General features: G+C 43.5%; 18 protein-coding genes. 5 read left to right on the top strand and 13 right to left on the bottom strand.

What is annotated here, in order from left to right:
• Positions 1-10 precede the first annotated feature (10 nt).
• The 7 genes from MJ612_RS08795 to MJ612_RS08765 all read right to left on the bottom strand — a co-directional run bounded on the left by MJ612_RS08795 (position 11) and on the right by MJ612_RS08765 (position 10662).
• On the bottom strand, positions 11-4261 hold the full coding sequence (locus tag MJ612_RS08795) for a T9SS type A sorting domain-containing protein (protein ID WP_187033125.1): 4251 nt from the start codon (positions 4259-4261) through the stop codon (positions 11-13).
• A gap of 311 nt (positions 4262-4572) precedes the next feature.
• Positions 4573-5772 (bottom strand): beta-ketoacyl synthase N-terminal-like domain-containing protein, encoded by a 1200-nt coding sequence (locus tag MJ612_RS08790; protein WP_187033124.1) that lies wholly within the window; start codon positions 5770-5772, stop codon positions 4573-4575.
• 56 nt (positions 5773-5828) lie between these two features.
• Positions 5829-7118, bottom strand: coding sequence for an adenosylmethionine--8-amino-7-oxononanoate transaminase (gene bioA, locus MJ612_RS08785; protein ID WP_187033123.1), 1290 nt, complete (start codon positions 7116-7118; stop codon positions 5829-5831).
• 67 nt (positions 7119-7185) lie between these two features.
• Positions 7186-7800, bottom strand: coding sequence for a dethiobiotin synthase (gene bioD / locus MJ612_RS08780; protein ID WP_187033122.1), 615 nt, complete (start codon positions 7798-7800; stop codon positions 7186-7188).
• Positions 7797-8927: an aminotransferase class I/II-fold pyridoxal phosphate-dependent enzyme gene (locus MJ612_RS08775; RefSeq protein WP_187033121.1), complete on the bottom strand. Its 1131-nt coding sequence runs from the start codon at positions 8925-8927 to the stop codon at positions 7797-7799. Before MJ612_RS08775 ends, bioD begins: the two co-directional genes overlap by 4 nt.
• A gap of 70 nt (positions 8928-8997) precedes the next feature.
• Positions 8998-9996: a biotin synthase BioB gene (bioB, locus tag MJ612_RS08770; RefSeq protein WP_187033120.1), complete on the bottom strand. Its 999-nt coding sequence runs from the start codon at positions 9994-9996 to the stop codon at positions 8998-9000.
• A 264-nt stretch (positions 9997-10260) separates the two neighbouring features.
• Positions 10261-10662: a hypothetical protein gene (locus MJ612_RS08765; RefSeq protein ID WP_187033119.1), complete on the bottom strand. Its 402-nt coding sequence runs from the start codon at positions 10660-10662 to the stop codon at positions 10261-10263.
• A gap of 223 nt (positions 10663-10885) precedes the next feature.
• Here MJ612_RS08765 and MJ612_RS08760 point away from each other — a divergent pair, with 223 nt between their 5' ends.
• Entirely contained in the window at positions 10886-12190 is a 1305-nt protein-coding gene (locus MJ612_RS08760; RefSeq protein ID WP_187033118.1) for a T9SS type A sorting domain-containing protein, read from the top strand.
• Between the two features lie 81 nt (positions 12191-12271).
• Here the strand turns inward: MJ612_RS08760 and MJ612_RS08755 are convergent, their stop codons facing one another.
• The 4 genes from MJ612_RS08755 to MJ612_RS08740 all read right to left on the bottom strand — a co-directional run bounded on the left by MJ612_RS08755 (position 12272) and on the right by MJ612_RS08740 (position 14761).
• Positions 12272-12598: a HesB/IscA family protein gene (locus MJ612_RS08755; protein ID WP_187033117.1), complete on the bottom strand. Its 327-nt coding sequence runs from the start codon at positions 12596-12598 to the stop codon at positions 12272-12274.
• Positions 12599-12610: 12 nt separating this feature from the next.
• Entirely contained in the window at positions 12611-13018 is a 408-nt protein-coding gene (locus tag MJ612_RS08750; protein WP_187033116.1) for a hypothetical protein, read from the bottom strand.
• 17 nt (positions 13019-13035) lie between these two features.
• A complete protein-coding gene (gene iscU, locus MJ612_RS08745) occupies positions 13036-13449 on the bottom strand; it encodes a Fe-S cluster assembly scaffold IscU (protein ID WP_185197531.1) in 414 nt (137 codons plus the stop codon).
• Between the two features lie 97 nt (positions 13450-13546).
• A complete protein-coding gene (locus tag MJ612_RS08740) occupies positions 13547-14761 on the bottom strand; it encodes an IscS subfamily cysteine desulfurase (RefSeq protein WP_187033115.1) in 1215 nt (404 codons plus the stop codon).
• Positions 14762-14876: 115 nt separating this feature from the next.
• On the opposite strand from MJ612_RS08740, the gene mce reads away from it, so the two are divergent.
• The 3 genes from mce (at position 14877) to MJ612_RS08725 (ending at position 17521) form a co-directional block, all read left to right on the top strand.
• A complete protein-coding gene (gene mce, locus MJ612_RS08735) occupies positions 14877-15278 on the top strand; it encodes a methylmalonyl-CoA epimerase (RefSeq protein WP_187033114.1) in 402 nt (133 codons plus the stop codon).
• A gap of 89 nt (positions 15279-15367) precedes the next feature.
• Positions 15368-15946 (top strand): L-threonylcarbamoyladenylate synthase, encoded by a 579-nt coding sequence (locus MJ612_RS08730; RefSeq protein ID WP_187033113.1) that lies wholly within the window; start codon positions 15368-15370, stop codon positions 15944-15946.
• Positions 15947-16093: 147 nt separating this feature from the next.
• Positions 16094-17521, top strand: coding sequence for a CCA tRNA nucleotidyltransferase (locus MJ612_RS08725; RefSeq protein WP_187033112.1), 1428 nt, complete (start codon positions 16094-16096; stop codon positions 17519-17521).
• Between the two features lie 219 nt (positions 17522-17740).
• Here the strand turns inward: MJ612_RS08725 and MJ612_RS08720 are convergent, their stop codons facing one another.
• Together MJ612_RS08720 and MJ612_RS08715 are read right to left on the bottom strand one after the other, a co-directional pair.
• Positions 17741-20227, bottom strand: a complete 2487-nt coding sequence (locus MJ612_RS08720; protein WP_187033111.1) for a PspC domain-containing protein — start codon at positions 20225-20227, stop codon at positions 17741-17743.
• Entirely contained in the window at positions 20224-20568 is a 345-nt protein-coding gene (locus tag MJ612_RS08715; protein WP_187033110.1) for a PadR family transcriptional regulator, read from the bottom strand. Before MJ612_RS08715 ends, MJ612_RS08720 begins: the two co-directional genes overlap by 4 nt.
• A gap of 270 nt (positions 20569-20838) precedes the next feature.
• Between MJ612_RS08715 and MJ612_RS08710 the strand changes: the two genes are divergently transcribed.
• Positions 20839-21936 (top strand): putative type IX sorting system protein PorV2, encoded by a 1098-nt coding sequence (locus tag MJ612_RS08710; protein WP_187033109.1) that lies wholly within the window; start codon positions 20839-20841, stop codon positions 21934-21936.
• Positions 21937-21941: the final 5 nt, after the last annotated feature.

Genomic DNA, 21941 nt, shown 5'->3' with positions numbered 1-21941 from the left:
AAGTATAGCTTTACTTCTTCATTACTTTTAGGGTGGCTTCCGTATTGGTTCCGGTTATCTTAAGTATATAAATACCATTTGCAAGCTGCTGCGTAGCCATTTCGTAGTTATTTATGCCTTTTTCGAGCGTTAATGAAACGTTTTGTAACTGGCGGCCCTGCAGGTTATAAACTGTAAGTATAGCTTGTTCGGTTGCAGGTGCAGTTAAAATTAAAGTTAGCTTCTCTGAAAACGGGTTAGGGTAGGCTTGTAATGTTTTGCCTGAGGCAAGTAGTTTGTTATTAACCTCTATCATTTTGCTATAACCGGCTTTCTTGTCAAAGTCTACTTGTTTAAGCCTGTAGTATGCAATTCCTGCAAGGGGTTTAGTGTCTATGAAAGTATAGCGATGAGAACTGTTGCTTGTTCCGTTACCACTTACAGTACCTATTTGTACAAAACTTCTGCCATCGGTACTACGCTCAATCTCAAATCTTTCGTTATTTAATTCTGAAGCCGTCATCCATTGCAGTTCTATCTGATAAGCCTTACAAGTGGCTGTAAAGTATACCAACTCTACGGGAAGTGGTCTGATATCTGTTGGACGCAGACTTGAACTATAAAACCGCATACTCAGAGGTGAATCAGTTGTTTTACCATTTACATCAGTAGTGCGGATAATAAAATCATAGTTGCCGGCTAACAAGTTATCCTTGTTAAGTACTGAGATAGTACCTGTACTTGTGTTTAAGGTAGTACCGGCAGGAAGAGAGCCTTTTACAAGCTGTGCCCCCTGAATTCCATCCGGGTCTGTTACAGTTGCCAGTGTTTCTCCATCTACATAATCTGTAATCAGTTTATTCGACCTGACACTGTACTCTGCTGCGCAGTTTACTGTTATAGTAACGGTACTATTGGTAGTAGCACCACTACAGCTGGATTTTACTGCCCAGCTAAATACATAAACGCCAGATACCAAACCTGTAACACGGGTATTATATAAGGTGTTATCGATAAATACAGGATTTGCTGCCGTAGCTGGTTTAGATACTACTGTCCAGATGCCGGTACCCGGTGTAGGTATGCTACCAGCTAACGTATAAGTACTGCCACAGTTTGTAGAGTTTGGTCCCGCTGATACGGTTCCGCCAGTGCCATCTGTAGCTGTTATACTTACTTTCTGGCTAAGCACTAAATTAGAGCAGCCATTGGTTTCCGAAACGGTTACATAAAAGTTCTTGATACCTGTTGTAGTAAACGGCGCTGATAAAGGTGTAGCTATAGTAGTGCCATTACCTGAGAAAGTAGCTAAAGCTGTTGCATTACCTTCCTGGTAAATCTTGTAAGTGTACGTGCTGCCTTGCGTTGCTACACTAATTGCTGCTGTTGAATTGGTACATACAGTAGACTGGCTGGCTGTAACGGCTTTGTTCACATCCGGTCCGCCACTTATAGTAATTGTTTTAAGGATCGTGTTTTCTGCCACACACCCTGATGCTGTACTTTTGATGATAACACCATATGTAGTTGTTTTAGAAACTAACACAGCAGGAAAAGCAAGGTTGCCATCAGCAGAAGGAATGACCAGGCTGCCTAACTTCTCTTTTGTATCATAATTGATAAGCTGATAAGAATAGCCTGCTTGGGCAGCAAGTACAGTTATAGTAGTGTTAACATTTGCGCAGCTTGATGATTCGGGGCTAGCTGTTACGGTAAATGTTTTTGGTACTTCAGGATATAAGCTAACCGGCATATCGCCACCAATGTTATACTGGCAGGGAGCACCAACTTTTATAGTTTTTACCTGAAGTATAGTACCATCTATGGTTACAGGGTCAGATTGCAGTGTAATTGCAGCACCGGTTCCAAGAACAGAAGACCCGAAAGCGACTCCGTTTTTATAAATATTATAAATTACACCTGCCTCTGAAGTAGATAGTTTAATGTATACTGGGGTATTAGGGCAGAATTTAGCATCTGTAAAAGTAGCCGTAATAGCAGTGCTTGCAGCATTACAGGCAACTGTTACACCAGCAGATTTTGCGCTCTCGCAAGATGTGCTGCTGGCCCGGGCTGTAACGGTAAGTATAGCTCCTGCATATAGTTCAAAAGGAGAGATGCTGCTAAATAAGAAATTGCCGCCGGTAGCTATAGTTGTAATTGCCGTGCCATCTTTATCTACATATGCCGCACCGTTTATATAAAGCGTAACCATAGCACCAGCCGGCGCAGTACCTTTTACACTTGTGCTGCCTTCGTAGATTGTACCAGATGTTTCAGTGCCAGTTATCGCTAATGAAGCAGATGAATATACAGTACCTATCACCACACCTGCAGACGAAGCACTGACTGTTTTATTTGGGGCAGTGGCGGTTGCGGTTATAGTGCCGGATGACTGACTGGTAATTGTTGCTGTCCAGGACCCGTATGAGTTAACAGTAGTAGTGCCTACCTGAGTAGTACCAACATAAACTATAATAGAAGTACCGGCAACCTCTGAAGAGGTACCAGTTATAGTTGTAGTTGGCCCGCAGTAGGTGCCTGTTATAGTTGGTGAAGTAGATTGTTGCTGAACGGTTAATACATTCGAAGCTTCTGCAATTGTACAACTTGAAGTTGTTGCTGGTGTGCCTACAACCCAAAATCTGTCACCTGCAGCCAGGGTAATACCAGACAAATTTATGCTCCAGGTAAAGGTCGTAGAAGTTGTTGTTGCTGTCTTACCAGATATCTCTGCACCATTCTTAAAAAGCTTTAACGTGCCAGCAGTATTGTAAGTGCCTGAAATACTAGTTGATGTAGTTGTTAAGCTAGTGGTTGAAACAACAGGTGACGTACTGGGTGATCCGGACGTACTCTCACAAAAGCTATTAGAGACTGGAGATTCGCATTGCCCTGTCGGGGTTATAGAAACAGTATACGAACCACTAGGAAAGCAATTTCCTGTACCACACTTATAGACAATAGGGTAAGGGGTATAGGTTGCCGTAATGGAATTATCAGTTTGATATAAAACTCCGTCTTTGTAGATTTTGATAGTTTGAGCACCTAATACATTTGTATTAAAGTTAAAGCCCTTACCACCTGGCTCTCTTGAAACTATTTGAGGAGCTGGAGTATTACATGTTCCGGTTATAACTGTAACTTCAGAAGAGAAAGCTGATAAAGATTCAGAAGTAGGCTTTACTGTAGCTCTAATTTTATCACCGGCTTGTAATAACGTTTGTGACAAACTTTGCAGCTTCCAGGACCCATTAGAACTTACTGTAGCAGTGCCTATACTTACCCCATTTCTGTAAACTGTTATTACTGATCCAGCAGCTTCTATGGAAGTACCTGAGATTTCGGTGCTGTTGGTATAAAGCGGGCTATTTACTGAAGGTGCTGCTGCTGTTATCTGAGTAAAACCAGTATCTTTTATTTCTGTTGGAGTAGATAACGGAGTATTATTGATTATTGATTTCCAGGCATCAACAACGGTTCCACTAACTACATTATCATCAATACCTCCAATATCCGAGGAGATTCCGAAAATACCGCTTTTAGCGCTGGTAACTGTAACACCAGTCATGCGGAGCGGCGTTGTCTCGGTTATTGCCCCTTTGAAGGCCGACATCGGTACAAAAAAATCATAAAAGTAATCTGCATCACCACCACCTGTTGATCCTGCAATGGCCTTTTGAGAATACTGATCTACTGATCCGCTGAAAATAATTTCTCCGCCTGTTATGTTTGTTCTATGGTCGTATACTCTAACATCAAAGTTAGTAGCCAGTACTACTTCAAATTCAAAACCAGGATTTGGGGAGCCGCCGGTTAGTGTATTATTGGAGTCGATGAGGATGCTATAGCCTTTTGATGCTGTCGACTGTCCTGCCAGCCTTACCCGAAAAAGAAAGTTGGTCCCATCAAAGAACGAAGCCAGCGGGGAGCCTACAGGCTTTCCATTCGAATCGTATACTTTAGGTGCATAATCAGTATGACCATAGCTGCCCCCGGTTTTAAGGTCGGCTAGTGGTTCATCCATAAAGATAGGAAAGGGTCGGTACGGAATCTCGCTGTAATCTGCGCCTTCGTCTAACCGTATACCGTTTACTAACTGAAATCCAGCTGTAGTCTTGGAAACATATCCGTTTCCGTCCGGGTCCAAGATTTTATTACCTCCATTAGTAGCTATCTTATATACCAGGCCGGGGGTCTGGGCAAAAGAGAGGTGAGGCAGAAACAAAAGACAAAGCAATACCAGACTGCTTAACGTAGTGTCAAGTAAAGTTTTTCCCATTTTGGCTAAAAGGAATTAAAAACTAAAATTTTAACAGTTTTATTTTGTCTTCTGGAGAAGGTAGAATAGAGGCAGGTTAACTTAGTATAATAATCAAGCTTACATTTTTGGAATTAATTTGATAAACCCATTGCACTGGCAAATGCCACAGTTATATGGTTTTATTATAATAGTCACATTATTTGGTGGTGCAAATAACAATAAAAAATTAGAATACAGAAATGACTAGCTATCTTTTTTTAAGATATTTTATCTTGTGTTATAACACGTAATCAATTGCTTCTTAGGTAAATACTATTTATTGAATAAGCTTATAGTTGTTTAAGTATAATGCTGGCAGCATTTCCGCCAAAACCGGCCGCGTTTACCATAATTCGTTTATACTTTTTGTGTGAAGCAGAAAATGGAAGGTTGTTTGTGTAATGTAAGGTAGGAAAAGTCTGAGACTGTAAAATATACAGTGCATACTGCAGACTTAGCGCACCAGAAGCGCCTAAAGTATGACCCAGTAAAAATTTGTTTGTAGTGATGGCAGGAAGCCCTTCTTTGAAAACAGATGAGATAGCATTTAACTCCGCAGTATCGCCTGCAGCCGTACCCGGAGTGTGTGTAATTATCAGGTCAACTGTTCTTTCGTTGTCTGGCAGCTGGTGTAACGCATGCTGCATTGATTGCTGAAAGTTAAGACCATCAGCAGAGATACCCGTTTTACTTTTAATAGACTCAAAACCTAACCCTATAGCTTCTATAACTATAGTTCCGGGAGTTATAATGGAGGCAGGTTCCAGTTCAAGGGCCAAAACAGCGGCACCCTCGCCTAACACAAAAGTGTTCTGCTTTACCATAGCGTAAGGCTGGCAAGGGTACGTATGGTTGTGTAATTTAGAGTAAATACCGATAGCTTTCATCTGAGCTATAGTAAAGTCAGTGAGCGGGGCTTCGGTGCCGCCAGCTAAAAAGCGTTTAGCCATACCTGCCTTTAACCAGGCAGCTGCATTGGCAACAGCCATAAGTGCTGTGCTGCAGGTTATAGAATGACTGATCTGAGCACCACCGGCATTAACGGCATGTGCTACCCAACTCGATAGGTTGCCTAAAGTAGTGGTAGGAGAAGCGCTGGCAGTTAATTGTCTCTGCTGAAATGTGTCCAGGTGCTGTTCGAATAAACCGGTTGCACCTCGCGATGAACCTATATTTACACCTAAATCATGATCAGTGAATCCTTCCTGTAGCCAACCTGCCTGTTCAGCTGCCTGGCGTGCCGCAAACACTGCCATCAGAACAGACTTGTCCAGGTGTTTATAGTTTGGATTCTGCTTGAGAAGGTCCTGTAGTTGGTGTTCTGCCTTTTCGGGAAGCACTGCAACGGGAGTAGGCTGCTCCTGATGAAAAGTTGTTTTGAAAGCAGGGATGCCTGAAGTATAAGCCTGAGCAATATCACCAGGGTTGGATCCTAGTGGCGAAATTGCTCCGCAACCTTTAATAACGATATATTCTTTCTCAGCTTTCAAATCTCTGCAAAAGTACGCACAACTACACAAGCCGCAAGCTCATACCTGCAAAGACTTTAGTTTGAGTTTAGCTGACCTGTAAGCAGCAGCTGCATACCACGTATAACCTGGTGTACTTTCTCCAGTTGCTCATCTGTAATACAGTAAGGCGGAATAATGTAGATAATGTTACCCAATGGTCGAAGTATAACCCCTTGCCCTAAGGCAAAATTGTAAAGTGTATCGCGCAGGTTGCTAAAATAAGAGGTGCTTTCGTCGGCAAATTCAATGGCAAGTATAGTTCCCTGCTGTCTTACTTCCCGTATTCCTGAAAGTTGTTTGAGTTCTTCTGCAAAAGCCTGGTGTTTTGTAGCAATACGAATTATACTTTGTTGTGTAACCGGGTTGAGCAGTAGCTCCAGGCTGGCTATACCTGCAGCGCAGGCAACAGGGTTGGCGGTATAACTATGGCCATGGAACAATGTCTTACTCTTATCATCAGCCAGAAAAGCGTCGTAAATTTTATCGTTACAGGTTGTTACGCCCAGCGCCATAGTACCGCCAGTCAGGCCTTTCGATAAACAAACCATATCGGGTCTGTGCTGCAGGTAATGGCTGGCAAACAATTTTCCGGTGCGTCCAAAGCCTGTCATCACTTCATCGGCTATAGTTAGTATCTCATGCTGCTGACAGATCTGCATCAATTCATCCAGCACTTCAGGTGTGTACATTACCATGCCGGCCGTACCCAATACCAATGGCTCGTAAATAAAAGCAGCTACATCGCCGGCTAAAGCTAATGTTTTAAGTTGATTTATAGTTTCAGTTTCGTTGCCAGGTACTGGTACATCTATGAATTTTACATCAAACAGGTACGACCAGAACGGAGCGGTAAAAGCGCTGCGACTGCTCACGGCCATGGCCCCGAAAGTATCTCCGTGGTAAGAGTCCCGGAATGCGATGATCTTCTTTTTAGGAGTACCGATGTTCGCCCAGTATTGTATCGCCATTTTAAGCGCCACTTCCACAGCTGTAGAGCCATTATCTGAATAGAATACTTTGCTCTGACCTTCCGGCAAAATCTTCAGTAATCCCTCAGCTAATTCTACGGCAGGCTGATGTGTGAACCCGGCAAAAATCACATGCTCCAGTGTCTGTAGTTGTGATGCTACTTTTTCAGCTATATAGGGGTGTGCATGTCCGTGCAGGTTTACCCACCATGATGCTACGGCATCAATATATTCCTTTCCGTCTTCAGCAAAGAGCAAAGGGCCTTCGCCCCGAACTATAGCTATAGGTAAATCGGCCGTCTTCATCTGCGTGTACGGGTGCCAGATTATACTTTGGTCGCGTTGGGCTAAGTTCATCAGGAATTAATTGATTAATAAAATGCTGTTTAGTAGAGTTTTAACTATAGGCTATACTTGGTTGATGTTACAGATATGGCACAAATTCTTTTGCGTACTGGGCGATGGTTTCCGGGCAAAAATCAGCTTCCTGGCGGATAGAAGGCAGGCGGCGAAGGCCGGTATACTTCACAATAAAGTCTTCGGTAGAGCTGTTTTCTTCTCCGTTAAAAATAATGCCGGCCACTGGCACCTTACGGTAGCGAAGCACTTCAGCAGTAAGTAACGTGTGGTTAATGCTGCCCAAGTAATTGCGCGATACCAATACCACTTCCAGGCCCAGTTGCTGCACCAGGTCGAGTATAAGGTAGCGTTTGTTTAGGGGTACCATCAGGCCACCGGCACCTTCCACAATCAGGTTGTTGCTGGTTTCGGGTAAGGTAATGCCGCGTACATCAATTTCTATACCTTCGGCAGCGGCAGCTTTATGCGGCGATGCAGCCATTTTAAGGCGATAAGCTTCCGGGTGAAAAACAGAAACAGGGTTAGAAACCAAGCTGCGCACCGTGTCTGTATCTGTATAATCAAGTCCGCCGGCTTGCACTGGTTTCCAGTAGTCGGCTTGCAGGGCTTCGGTTAAAATAGCGGCGGCAACGGTTTTCCCTACTTCCGTACCGATGCCTGTCACAAAATAACGTTTCATAAGTGGTTGGCTATGGCCTGCACGAGGCCCACAATTTCTTCTTCAGTATTATAAACGTGTACAATTACCCGCAGTCGTTCTTTGCCTTCCGGTACAGTTGGCGACAAAACGGGACGTACATCAAAACCTTGTTGTTGTAAAGCTAAAGCCAGCGGCTTCAACTGGGCGGCATCTTCTTTAAACACAGAAAGTATAACACTATCCGCGGGTGTGCATCGGATGCCTCTAATAGTATTAAACTGACTGTATAGCTGAGCTGCCAGTTGCTTAACCCGCTCACGTTCGTGTTGTAGTTGCGGTAGCAAACTATAAGCACATTTTAAAGCCAGCAAAGTATGCGTTGGCAATCCGGTAGTATAAATAAATGCCCGGCTATAGTTTATCAGAAACTCGCGGAGCACCTTTGGACCAACTATAGCGGCGCCGTGGTTGCCCATGGCCTTACCGTAAGTTATCACCTGTGCAAAAACTTTATCCTGTAAACCCAAAGCTGCTGTTAAGCCTTCTCCTTTTTCTCCATAAAGGCCTACTGCATGGGCTTCGTCAACTATAAGGGCGGCATTATGCTCATCACAAAGTATAGCCAGTTCTTCAAGCGGAGCCTTATCTCCATCCATCGAGTAAACCGATTCTACCACAATATAAATCTGCCCGGTAGCGTGCTTTAGCTTTTGTTGCAGATCAGCTACATCGTTATGCTTAAAACTGTAGCTCTTCGCAAAACTCAGGCGCAAACCGTCTTTCATAGAAGCATGGCTGGCTTCGTCGTAAAAAACGGTATCGCCACGCTGCGGTAGGGCCGATAGCAACCCCACATTTGCCATGTAACCAGAGTTAAAAAGCAATGCCGCTTCACCTTTGTGATAAGCTGCGATTATACGTTCCAGTTCTTCGAAAAGCGGGTGGTTACCGGATAAAAGCCGGGAGCCGGTCGCGCCCAATGGCAATGATTTATACTTGTCTTCTTCCTGACTTATTAACTCACGAAGCTTTTCAGAACGGGCAAGCCCGAGGTAATCGTTAGAACAGAAATCTATCAGGCCGGTACTGGTTTTAAGCGCACGCAAGTTCCCCTGCGCTGCCCGTTCAGCCAGCTTTTGCTGCAGTTTATTTAGGATGTTAGACATTAGATGTTAGTATTTAGACTCTTGAATGAGTAATCAGTAAAAGAAATATCTAATGTCTAAGTACTAATAACTAGCACACGTGCTGTGCTTCTTCTTTGAACGATTTGCGTGGAGATAAACCTAACAGTTCGAACATGGCTTTATCCTGATCGAAATCCGGGTTTGGCGTTGTCAACAGTTTTTCACCTGTGAAGATGGAGTTCGCGCCAGCCAGGAAGCATAAAGCCTGATCAGTTACGCTCATGCGCTCACGGCCAGCCGACAGACGAACCATTGTTTTTGGCATCAGGATACGGGCTGTCGCGATCATGCGTACCATTTCCCAGACCGTAACCAATGGCTGGTTCTCAAGTGGTGTACCTTTTACCGGAACCAGCGCATTTACCGGAACAGATTCAGGATGCTGCACTAAGGTAGACAAGGTATGAAGCATACCGATACGGTCTTCATCAGTCTCACCTAAGCCAATAATACCACCAGAGCAAACCGAGATGCCAGCTTTACGCACGTTTTCAATCGTATCCAGGCGGTCGTCGTAGGTACGGGTGGTAATGATATTGCTATAGTTTTCTTGTGATGTATCTAAGTTATGGTTGTAAGCATACAAGCCAGCTTCTTTCAGCTTTTCGGCCTGGTATTCGTTAACCATACCAAGCGTGCAGCAAACTTCAAGGCCCATTTCGTTAACGCCTTTCACCATGTCCAGCACTTTGTCGAAGTCGCGGTTATCGCGCACTTCTCTCCATGCAGCACCCATGCAGAAACGGGTAGAGCCACCATCTTTTGCACGCTGTGCTGCAGTTAGCACCTGCTCCTGACTCAACAGTTTATGTACTTCTACATCAGTATGGAAACGCGCTGCCTGCGGACAGTAGGAGCAATCCTCAGGACAACCACCGGTTTTAACAGAAAGTAAAGTACACACTTGTACTTCTCCGGTAGCCTGGTATTTTTTATGAACATTAGCCGCCTCTACAATTAGTTCGAGCACTGGCTTATAGTAAATCGCTTTTATCTCGTCCAGACTCCAGTCGTTGCGGATGTCTGCGTTATTTCCGAATTGAGTCATAATAAAACAGGTTTAGACTGCTAAGGTAATTTGAAGATTTAGGAATAAAAAATCAAAACGATGGGTATGTTACGTGGAAAAATAGCTAACACGTTCTGTTATTGACCTATTCCTGTGGAAAAATTGATTTGTTAATTTGTTAAGAAGACAAAAATAAAGGACAGAAGTCTGCTGCCACCTGGCTTTGCCAGAGGATTATTTTAAACACAGCCCTTGGTAAATGCTCTTCTCCGGATGAACTACCGGACTAATAAGTATATGCTTTTATGCCTTTGAAGTTTGTACTTCCTTGATAGGATGTGTGAAAGTAACTACAGCAAACAGTGCAGCGAAAATAGTATAAACGGCACCTGCTATCCACATTGCTGTTCCATCAGGTACCGTAGATGCAGATTTTAGAAGGGCTAGTCCGCCGATAACGAAGTGTGCCAGGTTACCTATAGCAACAGGCCTGCTATAGATACCACCAATCAGGTTGCCTTTTGCCATCCAGTTTAGCATGGCGAAACCCAAATAGGCAGCACCAAGCAGTTGCAGGAAAATTGGGAAGAGCACAACTGAACTTGCACCAGCGTATTCCAAAATCTCCTGCGGTAGAAATGAAAGCAATAAGCCTGTAATACCCAAAACTATTGCACTGGAGGTCATGAGAAGTTTCGTGTTCATAAACGATCTATTTATATCTTAACCCTTGAATATAATCAATTTTTCGATGCTTAATTAAACATGAGTAGACACATGCCTAGGGTAGCAACAACAAAATAGAAATTTTTCAATACTCTGTAATTAAAAATTGAACTATAATAATACGCAGAAAGTTAAGCTGACAATTATTGGAGCAGGGGGTTCCACTAAAGAAATAGGATTACAGCTTAAGGTATAATAGCGTATGATGAAACATTTTACTCGGATTACAAAAGTTTTATGTTGCGGCTCATTCTTACTAGGACTATTAGTTTCTCCGGATGCTAGTGCCCAGATCAGTATTAATTCTTTCACAACAAGTTATTCCCAAAACTTTGATGCGCTACCAGCAACAAGCACAGGAACATGGGTAAGCGGCACACAGTACTTCCCGGGGTGGTACCTGAATCGAACTATACCTACTACAACAACTTTGCTTTACGGTACGGGATCTTCAAACGCTGGTGGACTTTATAGTTTTGGACCGGCCGGTAGTACAGATCGTGCATTAGGTGCTATCAGTTCGGCTACCGCTACAGTTGGCGAATTTGCATGGGGATTACTTATACAGAACAATACCGGCAGTAACATTACAGCCCTCAACATCAGCTTTACAGGAGAGCAATGGCGTAGTTCAAGCTCTTCAGCTCCCCAACAGGCAACAACTTTCTGGTATGCTATAAACGCTGATGCAGCTGCCTTTAATCTGTCCCCAAAATCAGATGCCGGCTGGACAAATGTGCCAGAGCTCGATTTTAAAAGCCCTGTCTTTAAATCAGCCCCTGGCGGCTTAGACGGAAATGCATCTGCAAACCGTAAGTTTTTGTCAGCTGTGGTACCCGTAACTATACCTGCCGGACATTATGTTATGCTTCGCTGGAAAGATTTGAACGACCTCTACGATGATCATGGTCTAGCTATTGATGATTTTAGTATGACCTGGAGCATCGAACAAACTAAAGCCCCTGGTATACTTCCTGTTGAATTGATAAGTTTTGCTGCCAAAGCAGACCACAACAAAGTGAAACTTAGCTGGGCAACTGCTTCAGAAAAAGATAATAAGCATTTTATAATTGAGCGTAGCCAGAACGGCAAAGAGTTTACAAGTATAGCTGCAGTAAAAAGCAAAGGAAATAACGTTACCCGTACTGCATACAGCTTTACAGATGCCAATCCACTTGCAGAGTTGTCTTATTACAGATTAAAGCAGGTAGATCTTGATGGCTCTTTTACTTATTCTAAATTGGTAGAAGTAAATGTGCAACCCCATAATAATGCTATACTTTTTCCAACTATAGCCTCAGAGAATTTAAACCTGGTGATACCTCAAAGTGCAGGACAAAGTATAAGTATAGTTGATCTGGCTGGCCGTGAAATATATAAGCAGGAATTAGTTGCGAATGATACACAACACCTTATAGCAGTAAATACGTTGCAAGCTGGTATTTATAGTTTGCTTATTTTCGACAAGACTGGACAGCGCCAGGTACTCAGGTTTATAAAACGCTAGGTATAATTTGGAGTAAAACAAAAAGGGCAGCTACTCTAAAGTAGCTGCCCTTTTGCTCTGTATATAAGCTGCGTTATTTTATTACACCGAGAAACTGTCGCCACAACCGCAGGTACGGCTGGCGTTGGGGTTGTTAAAGAAGAAGCCTTTGCCATTCAGTCCGTCAGAAAAATCTAGTTCTGTACCGGCCAGGTACAAGAAGCTTTTCATATCTACTACCACTTTCACTCCTTTATCTTCAAACTCCTGATCCATTGGCTTTACTTCGTCATCAAAGTCGAGCTGGTAGGACAGGCCGGAGCAACCACCGCCTGCAACAGATGCACGCAAACGGAAGGTATCATCCAGCTGCGCATCGTGCTTCAGCTTTATAACTTTCTCTTTTGCTTTATCTGATACTGTTATCATAACTATAAATCTTTAAGATACCGGATTCATTACAACACTAAATACAGTGATAGTGTTCATGTCGCGGCCAAAGTATAATTTATCAAGCGCTTCATACATATTACGAGCCCGGAAGTAAGAAGTATTCAATTCCTTATCGCCACGGGACATCCACTGTATTGTAAAAGAGCTTTCCTTATCACGGTAGTTCTGCACATACTCCAGCATTTTGCGAAGCACATCCACACGGTCGTAACCAGTTTCGGTATGGAACAGGAACGACTGGTGGTGGCGCGGATTTACTGTGATCAGGTCCAGACGAACTTTGTCATCCATCTGCCGGAATTCAAAAAGCAGACTGCTTCCGCTTATTCCTAAGTGGTTCTCAATCTGCTTCTGAATGCGTGCACTCTCAACGTGCACATCTGTCTTCGACTCCATTCGCGAGTCCGGGTTTCTTAGTGGTGAGACTTAGGCAGCTCTAAAGCTGGTAAACCGTTCTTTACTCTGTAGTCGTTAATGGCAGATTTAATTGCATCTTCAGCCAGAACAGAGCAGTGAATTTTAACCGGAGGCAATGCCAGTTCTTCCACAATGTCCATGTTGTCGATGGCCAACGCCTCGTCAACAGTTTTACCTTTCAGCCACTCAGTAGCCAGCGAAGAAGAAGCGATAGCAGAACCACAACCAAAAGTTTTGAACTTTGCATCAGTGATTACCTGGTTCTCGTCTACTTCAATCTGAAGGCGCATTACGTCGCCGCACTCAGGTGCACCTACAAGGCCGGTACCCACATTGTTCTTCGCTTTATCAAGCGTACCAACGTTGCGTGGGTTGTTATAATGATCAATTACTTTATCTGAATAAGCCATAGCTTTGTTTAATTACAAATTATTAATTAAGAATTATGAGTTGAATCAGGAACCACGAACAATTCTTAATTCGTAATTCCTAATTCTTAATTACCTCCTAGTGTTCTGCCCACTCAATAGAGTTCAAGTCGATACCTTCTTTGAACATCTCCCAAAGCGGAGACATTTCACGAAGTTTTGAAACCGCTTCTTTTACGTGGTCAATCGCATAGTCCACTTCTTCATCCGTAGTAAATCGGCTGAAACCGAAACGTAGCGAAGAGTGCGCCAGGTCATCACTCAGTCCTAGTGCCTTCAGTACATAAGATGGCTCTAGGGAAGCTGAAGTACAGGCAGATCCTGAAGAAACGGCGATGTCTTTTACACCCATCATCAAACCTTCACCTTCTACATATTTAAAGGAGATGTTTGAAACGTGTGGTAAACGGTGCTCTACAGAACCGTTTACATAAGACTCTTCTATAGTTAAGAGCTCACGCTCTAAACGATCACGCATAGCTGAAATACGGGCAGTATCTTTTTCCATGTCCTGCTTCGCGATCTCGGCAGCCTTACCAAGACCAACAATACCCGGCACGTTAAGTGTACCAGAACGCATGCCACGCTCGTGTCCGCCACCATCCATCTGGGCAGTAACTTTAACACGTGGGTTTTTACGGCGTACGTATAATGCACCAACACCCTTAGGGCCATACATTTTGTGACCAGAGAAAGCCATCAGGTCGATGCCGTCAGCTTCTACATCCACAGGTATTTTGCCTACTGCCTGCGTAGCATCAGTAAAGAATAAAATACCGTGTTTTTTAGCGATAGCAGAAACTTCTTTGATCGGCTGAATGACACCAACTTCGTTATTGGCATACATAATAGAGATAAGTATAGTCTTATCTGTAATTGCCTCTTCCAGTTGCTTCAGGTCGATAAGGCCTTTGCTGTCAACTGGCAGGTAAGTTACTTTACCACCAATCTTCTCGATATGCTTGCACGTATCCAGTACAGCTTTATGTTCGGTGGTAGCTGTAATAATGTGATTACCCTTAGATGCATACATCTCGAATACACCTTTGATAGCAAGGTTGTCAGACTCAGTAGCACCAGATGTAAAGATAATTTCTTTAGGATTGCAGTTGATAAGTGCTGCAATCTGCTCGCGGGCATAATCAACGGCTTCTTCTGCATGCCAGCCAAAAGCGTGGTTACGAGAGGCAGCATTACCAAACTTGTTTGTCAGGTAAGGCATCATCGCATCAAGTACGCGCGGGTCTAGTGGCGTAGTAGCGTTGTTATCTAAATATATCGGAAATGTTAGCATAGCACTTTTTATATCTCTTTTTATACTGTTAACTAAACAGTTTGCAGAAATGATTAGTTTTGATTCGGTGCAAAATTACTAAAAAAAGGTTACTTAGACTAATTACAAATAAAAAATGAAGAAGGTTGAACACATTGGCATAGCCGTAAAAAATTTTAGCGAAGCAAATGCCTTATATTATAAATTGTTGGGCGTAGAACCGTATAAAACAGAGTATGTAGAGTCAGAAGGTGTAAATACATCGTTCTTCAGAGCTGGCGATACCAAAATAGAGCTGCTGGAAGCTACAAACTCAGATAGCGCTATTGCTAAATTTATCGAAAAACGAGGTGAAGGTATCCATCACATCGCGTTTGAAGTAGAAGATATTATAGCAGAGATGGAGCGCCTGAAGCAGGAGGGATTTATACTTCTGAACGAGCAACCCAAAAAAGGCGCGGATAATAAACTGGTTTGTTTTGTGCACCCTAAAAGTGCCAACGGCGTGCTGGTAGAACTGACACAGGAGATACGTTAATTGCTGATTGTTTCTCTGCTACAGTAAGTGGGAACAGGTTCAGCTGAATAAACCAACAATTGACAATCAACAATAAGCAATTTAAAACTATGAGTTTAAATCAATTACTTAAGGAAGTACAGGCAGCCGAAGAGGAGCTGCTGATGGGGAATGTAATCCTTTACCCTACAGATACAGTTTGGGGAATAGGTTGCGATGCGGAAGAGGCTAAAGCTGTGCAAAAAGTGTTCAAGATAAAAGAGCGCGATCCTTCAAAGTCGATGATTATATTGGTGGCAGACGCTGACATGGTAAGACATTATGTGGAGGAAGTGCCTGAGAACTTCGAGAAAATGCTGGAAGAGCAGGACCAACCAACTACCTATATTTTTGAAGGAGCCCGAAACCTGCCAGAAGAAGTGATTGCCCCAGACGGAAGTATAGCTATACGTGTGGTAAAAGATGAGTTCTGCCATCGCCTGATACGGCAACTTGACAGACCACTGGTATCCACGTCTGCTAACCTGAGTGGTGGTAAATCTCCGGCTACATTTGCCGAGATAGACGAAGAAGTTAAAAAGCGGGTTGATTATGTAGTGCGCTGGCGCCAGGACGAAGATACAGCGGCTAAGCCATCGCGCATCGTTAAGATAAAGGCCAACGGCGAAACAGAAACTATACGGGAGTAACTATAAGCAAAGGTTTTTCTGACAAATAACAAAGTATTTGAGCTTATACTTTACCTAATTGTCTTTTGTCCTGCTAAGGCGCTTTCGATTTATTACCTTATTTTTGTGCCTCAGGTGTGGCAAAACCACCTGAGGTTTTACTTTTTGATGGAAACTATAAAACTGCCCGATAATCCTGTTTTTGATGTTGTAGCTACTGCGGCGGCAGAGCTTGGTGTAGATGCTTATGTAATCGGGGGGTTTGTACGCGACCTTGTTTTAAAGCGACCTTCAAAAGACATAGATGTTGTTTGCATCGGAGATGGAATTGCGCTAGCAGAGCTGGTTTCCAAGAAAATGCATCATAAACCCAAGGTTTCTGTTTTCAAGAATTTTGGTACTGCCATGCTCCGTTCCGGCGATTGGGAAGTAGAGTTTGTAGGTGCCCGCAAAGAGTCCTACAGAGAGCACTCGCGCAAGCCTGAAGTAGAACAAGGCACTTTGGATGATGACCTGAAGCGTAGAGATTTCACCATCAATGCGCTGGGTATAAGTTTAAATAAAGCCAACTATGGTGAGCTGATAGATGAATTTGATGGCCTGAAGGATATGAAGCGGAAGATTATTCGCACCCCTTTAGAACCAGGTATAACTTTTTCTGATGACCCGTTGCGTATGATGCGCGCCATCCGTTTTGCCACGCAGCTTGGTTTTGACATCGACCCTGATACGTTTGATGCCATTATTGATAATAAAGAACGCATTAAAATAGTATCGCAGGAGCGGATAACGGATGAACTGAATAAGATTATACTTGCGTCGGTGCCTAGCTATGGCTTTAAACTGCTGTTTACTTCCGGCTTACTGCACCTGATCTTCCCGAAAATGGTAGAACTGCAGGGTGTAGAGACCAGAAACGGCAACTCGCATAAAGATAATTTTTACCACACCCTGCAGGTGCTCGACAATGTTGCGCAGGTTTCAAATGATCTGTGGTTGCGCTGGTCGGCTATACTTCATGATATTGCCAAACCAGATACCAAACGCTATTCGCCAAAAGTAGGCTGGACCTTTCATGGGCACGAAGACCGCGGCGCACGCATGGTGCCTAAGATATTTAAAGATTTAAAGCTGCCTCTAAACGAGCACATGAAGTTCGTACAGAAACTCGTGCGCCTGCATTTGCGCCCCATCGCGCTGGTGAAAGAAACCGTTACAGATTCTGCTATCCGCAGATTACTTTTTGAAACCGGTGATGATATTGATGCCTTAATGGCTTTATGCCGCGCTGATATTACCTCCAAAAACGACGCAAAAGTAAAACGCTATATCCAGAATTTCGATAAAGTTGAGAAACGCCTGGTTGAAGTAGAGGAAAGCGACAAACTACGCAACTTCCAGCCTGTTATTACCGGCGAGATCATCATGGAAACATTTGACCTGAAACCTTCTAAAACAGTAGGGGAGTTGAAGGAGGTGCTTACAGAAGCTATATTAGAAGGGAAAGTAAAAAATGAGTTTGAAGATGCCTATGCTTACTTATTGCAGATTGGAGAGCAGAAGGGGCTGGCGGTTGTGAATAAGAAAACCTTATAGTTAAAAGAAAAAAATCTGCTTAGGCTTCTCCCCTGATATTGAGAAGAAGCTTTAGCAGAATCATCAAACAACTAAACAAACAGGGTGATTGAATACTTAACGTATTACCTTATACTTTAAGTATAAAAGTTTTATTTTGTACTTAAGCAATTTTGGAGCGGGCTAAGTCGACTTATGTTGATTTAGCCCGCTTTTATTAAAAGCTTTGGAAGTAAAAGTCTACTGCCGCGATACCTTGCTTGCACCATCAGCGTCTATTTGAGTGCTGCGTGGGTTGCCTTTATAAGTAATACGACTTGCTCCAGATGCTTCTGCACGCAGACTTCCAGTAGCATATACGTCGGCCTTGGTGGCACCTAAAGCTTCTACAACCACATCGCTGGCACGTAATTGGTCTGCATCTATTTTGCAGGCTCCTGCTGCTTCCAGTTCAAACTTATCGGTGGTACCTGTAAACAGGGTATTAGATGCACCTGCAACATCAGCACGTAATGTTTTGGCTCTTACATTAATGGCTGCTTTTGTTGCCCCGGCTAATCCTAAGTAAAGTTCGTTGGCATTAATGCCCGTTACATCAGCTTTAATGGCACCACCCAGGTGCAGGCTCTCCAGTTCGGGTACAGTAATCTGTATTAATACCGGATCATGGTTTTCGAACAGGTTTATCACATTGTCTTCAGATTCTATAGTAAGTTCGCCGCTGTTCGTATCTACTTCCATGCGTCTGATCTCTCTTTCGGGGCCACGCACAGTTACTTTATGCGTTTTGCCTTCCTTGATCTGAACATGGTAAGGACCTGAAATACTGATACGCTCAAAATCAGATACCTGGAAAGCTTTGCTGTTAGAGCCATAATCCTGCATATCCAGTAGCACGCTTTCATTATTTCCGAAGTCTTCAAAGTCAGCATCTACATTAAAGTCAGTTTCTGTATCTTCGGTATCAAGTGTATCAGTTGCACAGGTTAAGCATTCCAGCATATCGCCTTTTACCTGCCAGGTATTTCTCTCAATTTTGTCATAACCATAATCCTGGTCGAATGTGGCGCTAGGAAGCAAGTATACAAATTCACGGGTCAGGCGGAACGGCTTGTTTTTCGGCAGTCTTAACACAATAGTCAGGTCCTGGTCACGGAAACGGGCACCTTCTTTAAATTCGTAGCTGTTATCGAAACGAAGGGTAGAATCCTGCTGTACTACACGGTAAGTTACCATACGTGCGTTCTGCTTGGCTTCTGCTTCAGTGCGACCTTTAGCTTCTATTTGCTGGATAACTTCAATGTTAGGACCTGCATGCTCTCTTACATCTATGTAAAGATTATTGTATTCTAGGTCCAGGTCATACGCATCCAGTACCCTTACACCAGCAGCAGGTATAGTTTTGGTTATTTCTATCTCACCACTTCTCTGGAAGTTGGCACTATACGATATTATAGAAGCAATCATGATTATAAGAGCTGCTATCCAAACACCGAACAACGACCAGCCTACAGTAGGCCGCATAAAGAAGCGTTTAGCAAGTAAGCCGATTGCAAGCATTATAAGGAACAAAAGGGGGATTAGGCCTACAACAAGACCTGCAACCAATCCGAATCTGGGAAATCCGCCCAGCCAGATAGAAGACGAAAATGGTCCCATCTGAATCATGTCTGTGTTGTCTAACCAGCCCATTGAGGCAAAGAAAGCGCTGAACAAGCCAACAGTTAACCCTACAGAAACCAGTAAAAGGAATATGCCGGCTGCTACGCGAATAAGTACAACCAGAAAAGCTAGTATAGGTCCTAGAGCTCTTCCCATCCAGGTAATGATCTGGGAAATAAGGCGTATAGGCAGCAAGATGACCTTAGCAAGTGTACTTTCCTGGCCATTCTGGTCTTTCATGTTCAGGTTTTCCTTAAGCGTATGTTCTATACCTGCCAGCGTAACAGGGCTTCCCTGCATTTGCATGCGCTCGGTTAGCGTTACCGCTTCCGGTACCGCTATCCAAAGCACAATGTATAAGATCAGACCAAAGCCACCCAAAAAGATGGATACCAGAAACAGGATGCGCACGACAGCTACATCTACACCAAAATACTTGGCTATACCGCTTGCCACACCACCCAGTTTTTTGTCTTCAGGGTCACGGAATAACTTCTTAACGGTTGTGTCCGGTAGCTCATGGCTTTCCGGCATGGCTATCCATAACACAATATAAAGTATAACGGCAGCTGCCGCAGATATGCCTGCAGATAAGATACCCAGTACCAGGAACAGTATAAAGAACAGACGTACCCATACCACATCCAGATTAAGGTAATTGGCTATACCTGCACAAACCCCACTTATTACTTTGCGGTTTACATCACGGTATAGTTTTTTAGTGCCAGGTGCGGCATAAGCGGCTGAGGCAGTAGCAGCGCCACCTGTGCCATAGTTAGGAATTTCTTCCTCAACAGGGTCCATTACCTCAAACTCCGTAACATTACCCATTCTGGCAATCAGGTACTGCACGTCTTCTTGTGTTATAACCTGTTTTGCCGGAGAAAGTCGTGCTGAAAAGATTTCAGCAATGCGCAACTCGATATCTGCTACTATTTCTTCGTGCCCCTCATAGTTTGAGAAGTACGAGCGCACAGAAGCCAAATATCTGCTCAGCTGCTCATAGCCATCCTCTTCTATATAAAAGATGATGCCTTGTAAGTTGATGCTTATATTCTTTTTCATGACTGTTGGGCTTTCTTGTTTTGGATAATGAAGTCTGTTGATTCTACCAGTTCCTGCCAGGTATCGCGAAGCTGCTCCAGAAAGGCACGGCCGGTTTCTGTTAAGGTGTAGTATTTGCGGGGAGGCCCCGAAGTGGATTCTACCCAGCTATAGTCGAGAAGTGACGCGTTTTTGAGGCGGGTTAATAACGGGTAAAGGGTTCCCTCCACAACGATCATCTTGGCTGCTGTCAGCTCTTCCAACATATCGGACGCATATACTTCACCACGAGAGATAATCTCCAGTATGCAGAATTCCAGAATTCCCTTCCGCATCTGCACTTGTGTGTTTTCTACTTTCATGATGATGAGGTTATAATGTTGAGACAAATATAATATAAGGTACTATGTAAAGCAAGGTACTGTGTAAAAATAATTACGTAACTTTTTTAGAAGGGTTTAAAAGGAGGGATTAATTATATTTTTATGTTGTATTTTTGAATTAAAAATATATTTCTCCAAAACACAACTTATTCAGGTAATGTGGTGTTAGAGGGAAAATCAGGTAATATTGCTTCCCATCCGGCTTTATCCGGCTGATCTGGTTAAGTTTGCAAACAATTTGTTTTGTCTATGCACAATTTTACTCTTAAGTGCCTGCTGGTAGTGTTGTTTCTTGCGTCCTGTTTTACCGTAGAGGCCCAGGTAACTGCTCCCAAGTATAGCAATGAGTTTCTTAATATAGGTGTAGGTGCACGTGCCCTGGGTATGGGTAATGTACAGTCTGCCATTACCACCGATGCTACTTCCGGCTACTGGAACCCTGCTGGTTTGCTGCGCCTGCCTGATAAGTATAACATAGCGCTGATGCACTCCGAATTATTTGCAGGTATAGCTAAAAACGATTTCGGAAGCTTTGCCATGCCTATTGATACAAACAGCGCACTGGCTGTTTCTATAATCAGGCTTGGCGTAGATGATATTGCAGATACCCGCCGCCTGCAGAATGAGTTCGGCCATATCCAGTACGATAGTATAAAGTTTTTCTCAGTAGCCGATTATGCCGTACTATTATCCTATGCGCGGCACAGCAATCTTATACAAGGACTACAGTTAGGAGCCAGTGCTAAGATTATTTACCGCAATGTTGGTGATTTTGCAAATGCTTGGGGGTTTGGCATAGATGCAGGCGCACAGTTACAGCGTGACGAATGGCAATTTGGTGTAATGGCGAAAGATATTACCACCACCTTTACTGCCTGGACCCACAACGTTGAAGAACTGGAAGATGCCTATGAGCAAACTGGGAACGACCTGCCTGAAAATACAGCTGAACTTACCTTGCCGCGTGTTATAGTTGGGGTCGGAAGAAATTTCCAGATCAATGATAAATTCTCTGCACTCCTTTCAACAGACATAGATTTTACTTTTGATGGTAAGCGTAATGTGCTGCTTAAGTCTGATGTTGTATCTGTGGATCCGCATGTAGGGGTGGAACTTGTTTATGCTAAATCTGTATTTGTGCGAGGCGGGTTAAGCAATTACCAGCAAACAACCCGTTTTGATGGCAGCACTGCAACACAGGTGCAACCGAATTTTGGCGTGGGCTTTTTATCAAATGGCTTCCACCTGGACCTGGCACTTTCGCGCATGAGCGACAGAGAGAAAAACTCCATCTCTAATGCCAACACTTCTTCTATTATAATATCGATGGGCTATTCTTTTAAATAAGGTAT

The organism is Pontibacter deserti (assembly GCF_023630255.1).
GTDB lineage: Bacteria > Bacteroidota > Bacteroidia > Cytophagales > Hymenobacteraceae > Pontibacter > Pontibacter deserti.
The sequence above is the reverse complement of the archived record's forward strand: the minus strand, read 5'-3'. Positions and strand labels throughout refer to the sequence as shown.

What these genes read in the sequence shown, in the direction of transcription:
- MJ612_RS08795 (WP_187033125.1), bottom strand. Translation starts at nt 4,261, where the DNA reads ATGGGAAAAACTTTACTTGACACTACGTTAAGCAGTCTGGTATTGCTT.
- bioA (WP_187033123.1), bottom strand. Translation starts at nt 7,118, where the DNA reads ATGAACTTAGCCCAACGCGACCAAAGTATAATCTGGCACCCGTACACG.
- bioD (WP_187033122.1), bottom strand. Translation starts at nt 7,800, where the DNA reads ATGAAACGTTATTTTGTGACAGGCATCGGTACGGAAGTAGGGAAAACC.
- MJ612_RS08775 (WP_187033121.1), bottom strand. Translation starts at nt 8,927, where the DNA reads ATGTCTAACATCCTAAATAAACTGCAGCAAAAGCTGGCTGAACGGGCA.
- bioB (WP_187033120.1), bottom strand. Translation starts at nt 9,996, where the DNA reads ATGACTCAATTCGGAAATAACGCAGACATCCGCAACGACTGGAGTCTG.
- MJ612_RS08765 (WP_187033119.1), bottom strand. Translation starts at nt 10,662, where the DNA reads ATGAACACGAAACTTCTCATGACCTCCAGTGCAATAGTTTTGGGTATT.
- MJ612_RS08760 (WP_187033118.1), top strand. Translation starts at nt 10,886, where the DNA reads ATGATGAAACATTTTACTCGGATTACAAAAGTTTTATGTTGCGGCTCA.
- MJ612_RS08755 (WP_187033117.1), bottom strand. Translation starts at nt 12,598, where the DNA reads ATGATAACAGTATCAGATAAAGCAAAAGAGAAAGTTATAAAGCTGAAG.
- MJ612_RS08750 (WP_187033116.1), bottom strand. Translation starts at nt 13,018, where the DNA reads ATGGAGTCGAAGACAGATGTGCACGTTGAGAGTGCACGCATTCAGAAG.
- iscU (WP_185197531.1), bottom strand. Translation starts at nt 13,449, where the DNA reads ATGGCTTATTCAGATAAAGTAATTGATCATTATAACAACCCACGCAAC.
- MJ612_RS08740 (WP_187033115.1), bottom strand. Translation starts at nt 14,761, where the DNA reads ATGCTAACATTTCCGATATATTTAGATAACAACGCTACTACGCCACTA.
- mce (WP_187033114.1), top strand. Translation starts at nt 14,877, where the DNA reads ATGAAGAAGGTTGAACACATTGGCATAGCCGTAAAAAATTTTAGCGAA.
- MJ612_RS08730 (WP_187033113.1), top strand. Translation starts at nt 15,368, where the DNA reads ATGAGTTTAAATCAATTACTTAAGGAAGTACAGGCAGCCGAAGAGGAG.
- MJ612_RS08725 (WP_187033112.1), top strand. Translation starts at nt 16,094, where the DNA reads ATGGAAACTATAAAACTGCCCGATAATCCTGTTTTTGATGTTGTAGCT.
- MJ612_RS08720 (WP_187033111.1), bottom strand. Translation starts at nt 20,227, where the DNA reads ATGAAAAAGAATATAAGCATCAACTTACAAGGCATCATCTTTTATATA.
- MJ612_RS08715 (WP_187033110.1), bottom strand. Translation starts at nt 20,568, where the DNA reads ATGAAAGTAGAAAACACACAAGTGCAGATGCGGAAGGGAATTCTGGAA.
- MJ612_RS08710 (WP_187033109.1), top strand. Translation starts at nt 20,839, where the DNA reads ATGCACAATTTTACTCTTAAGTGCCTGCTGGTAGTGTTGTTTCTTGCG.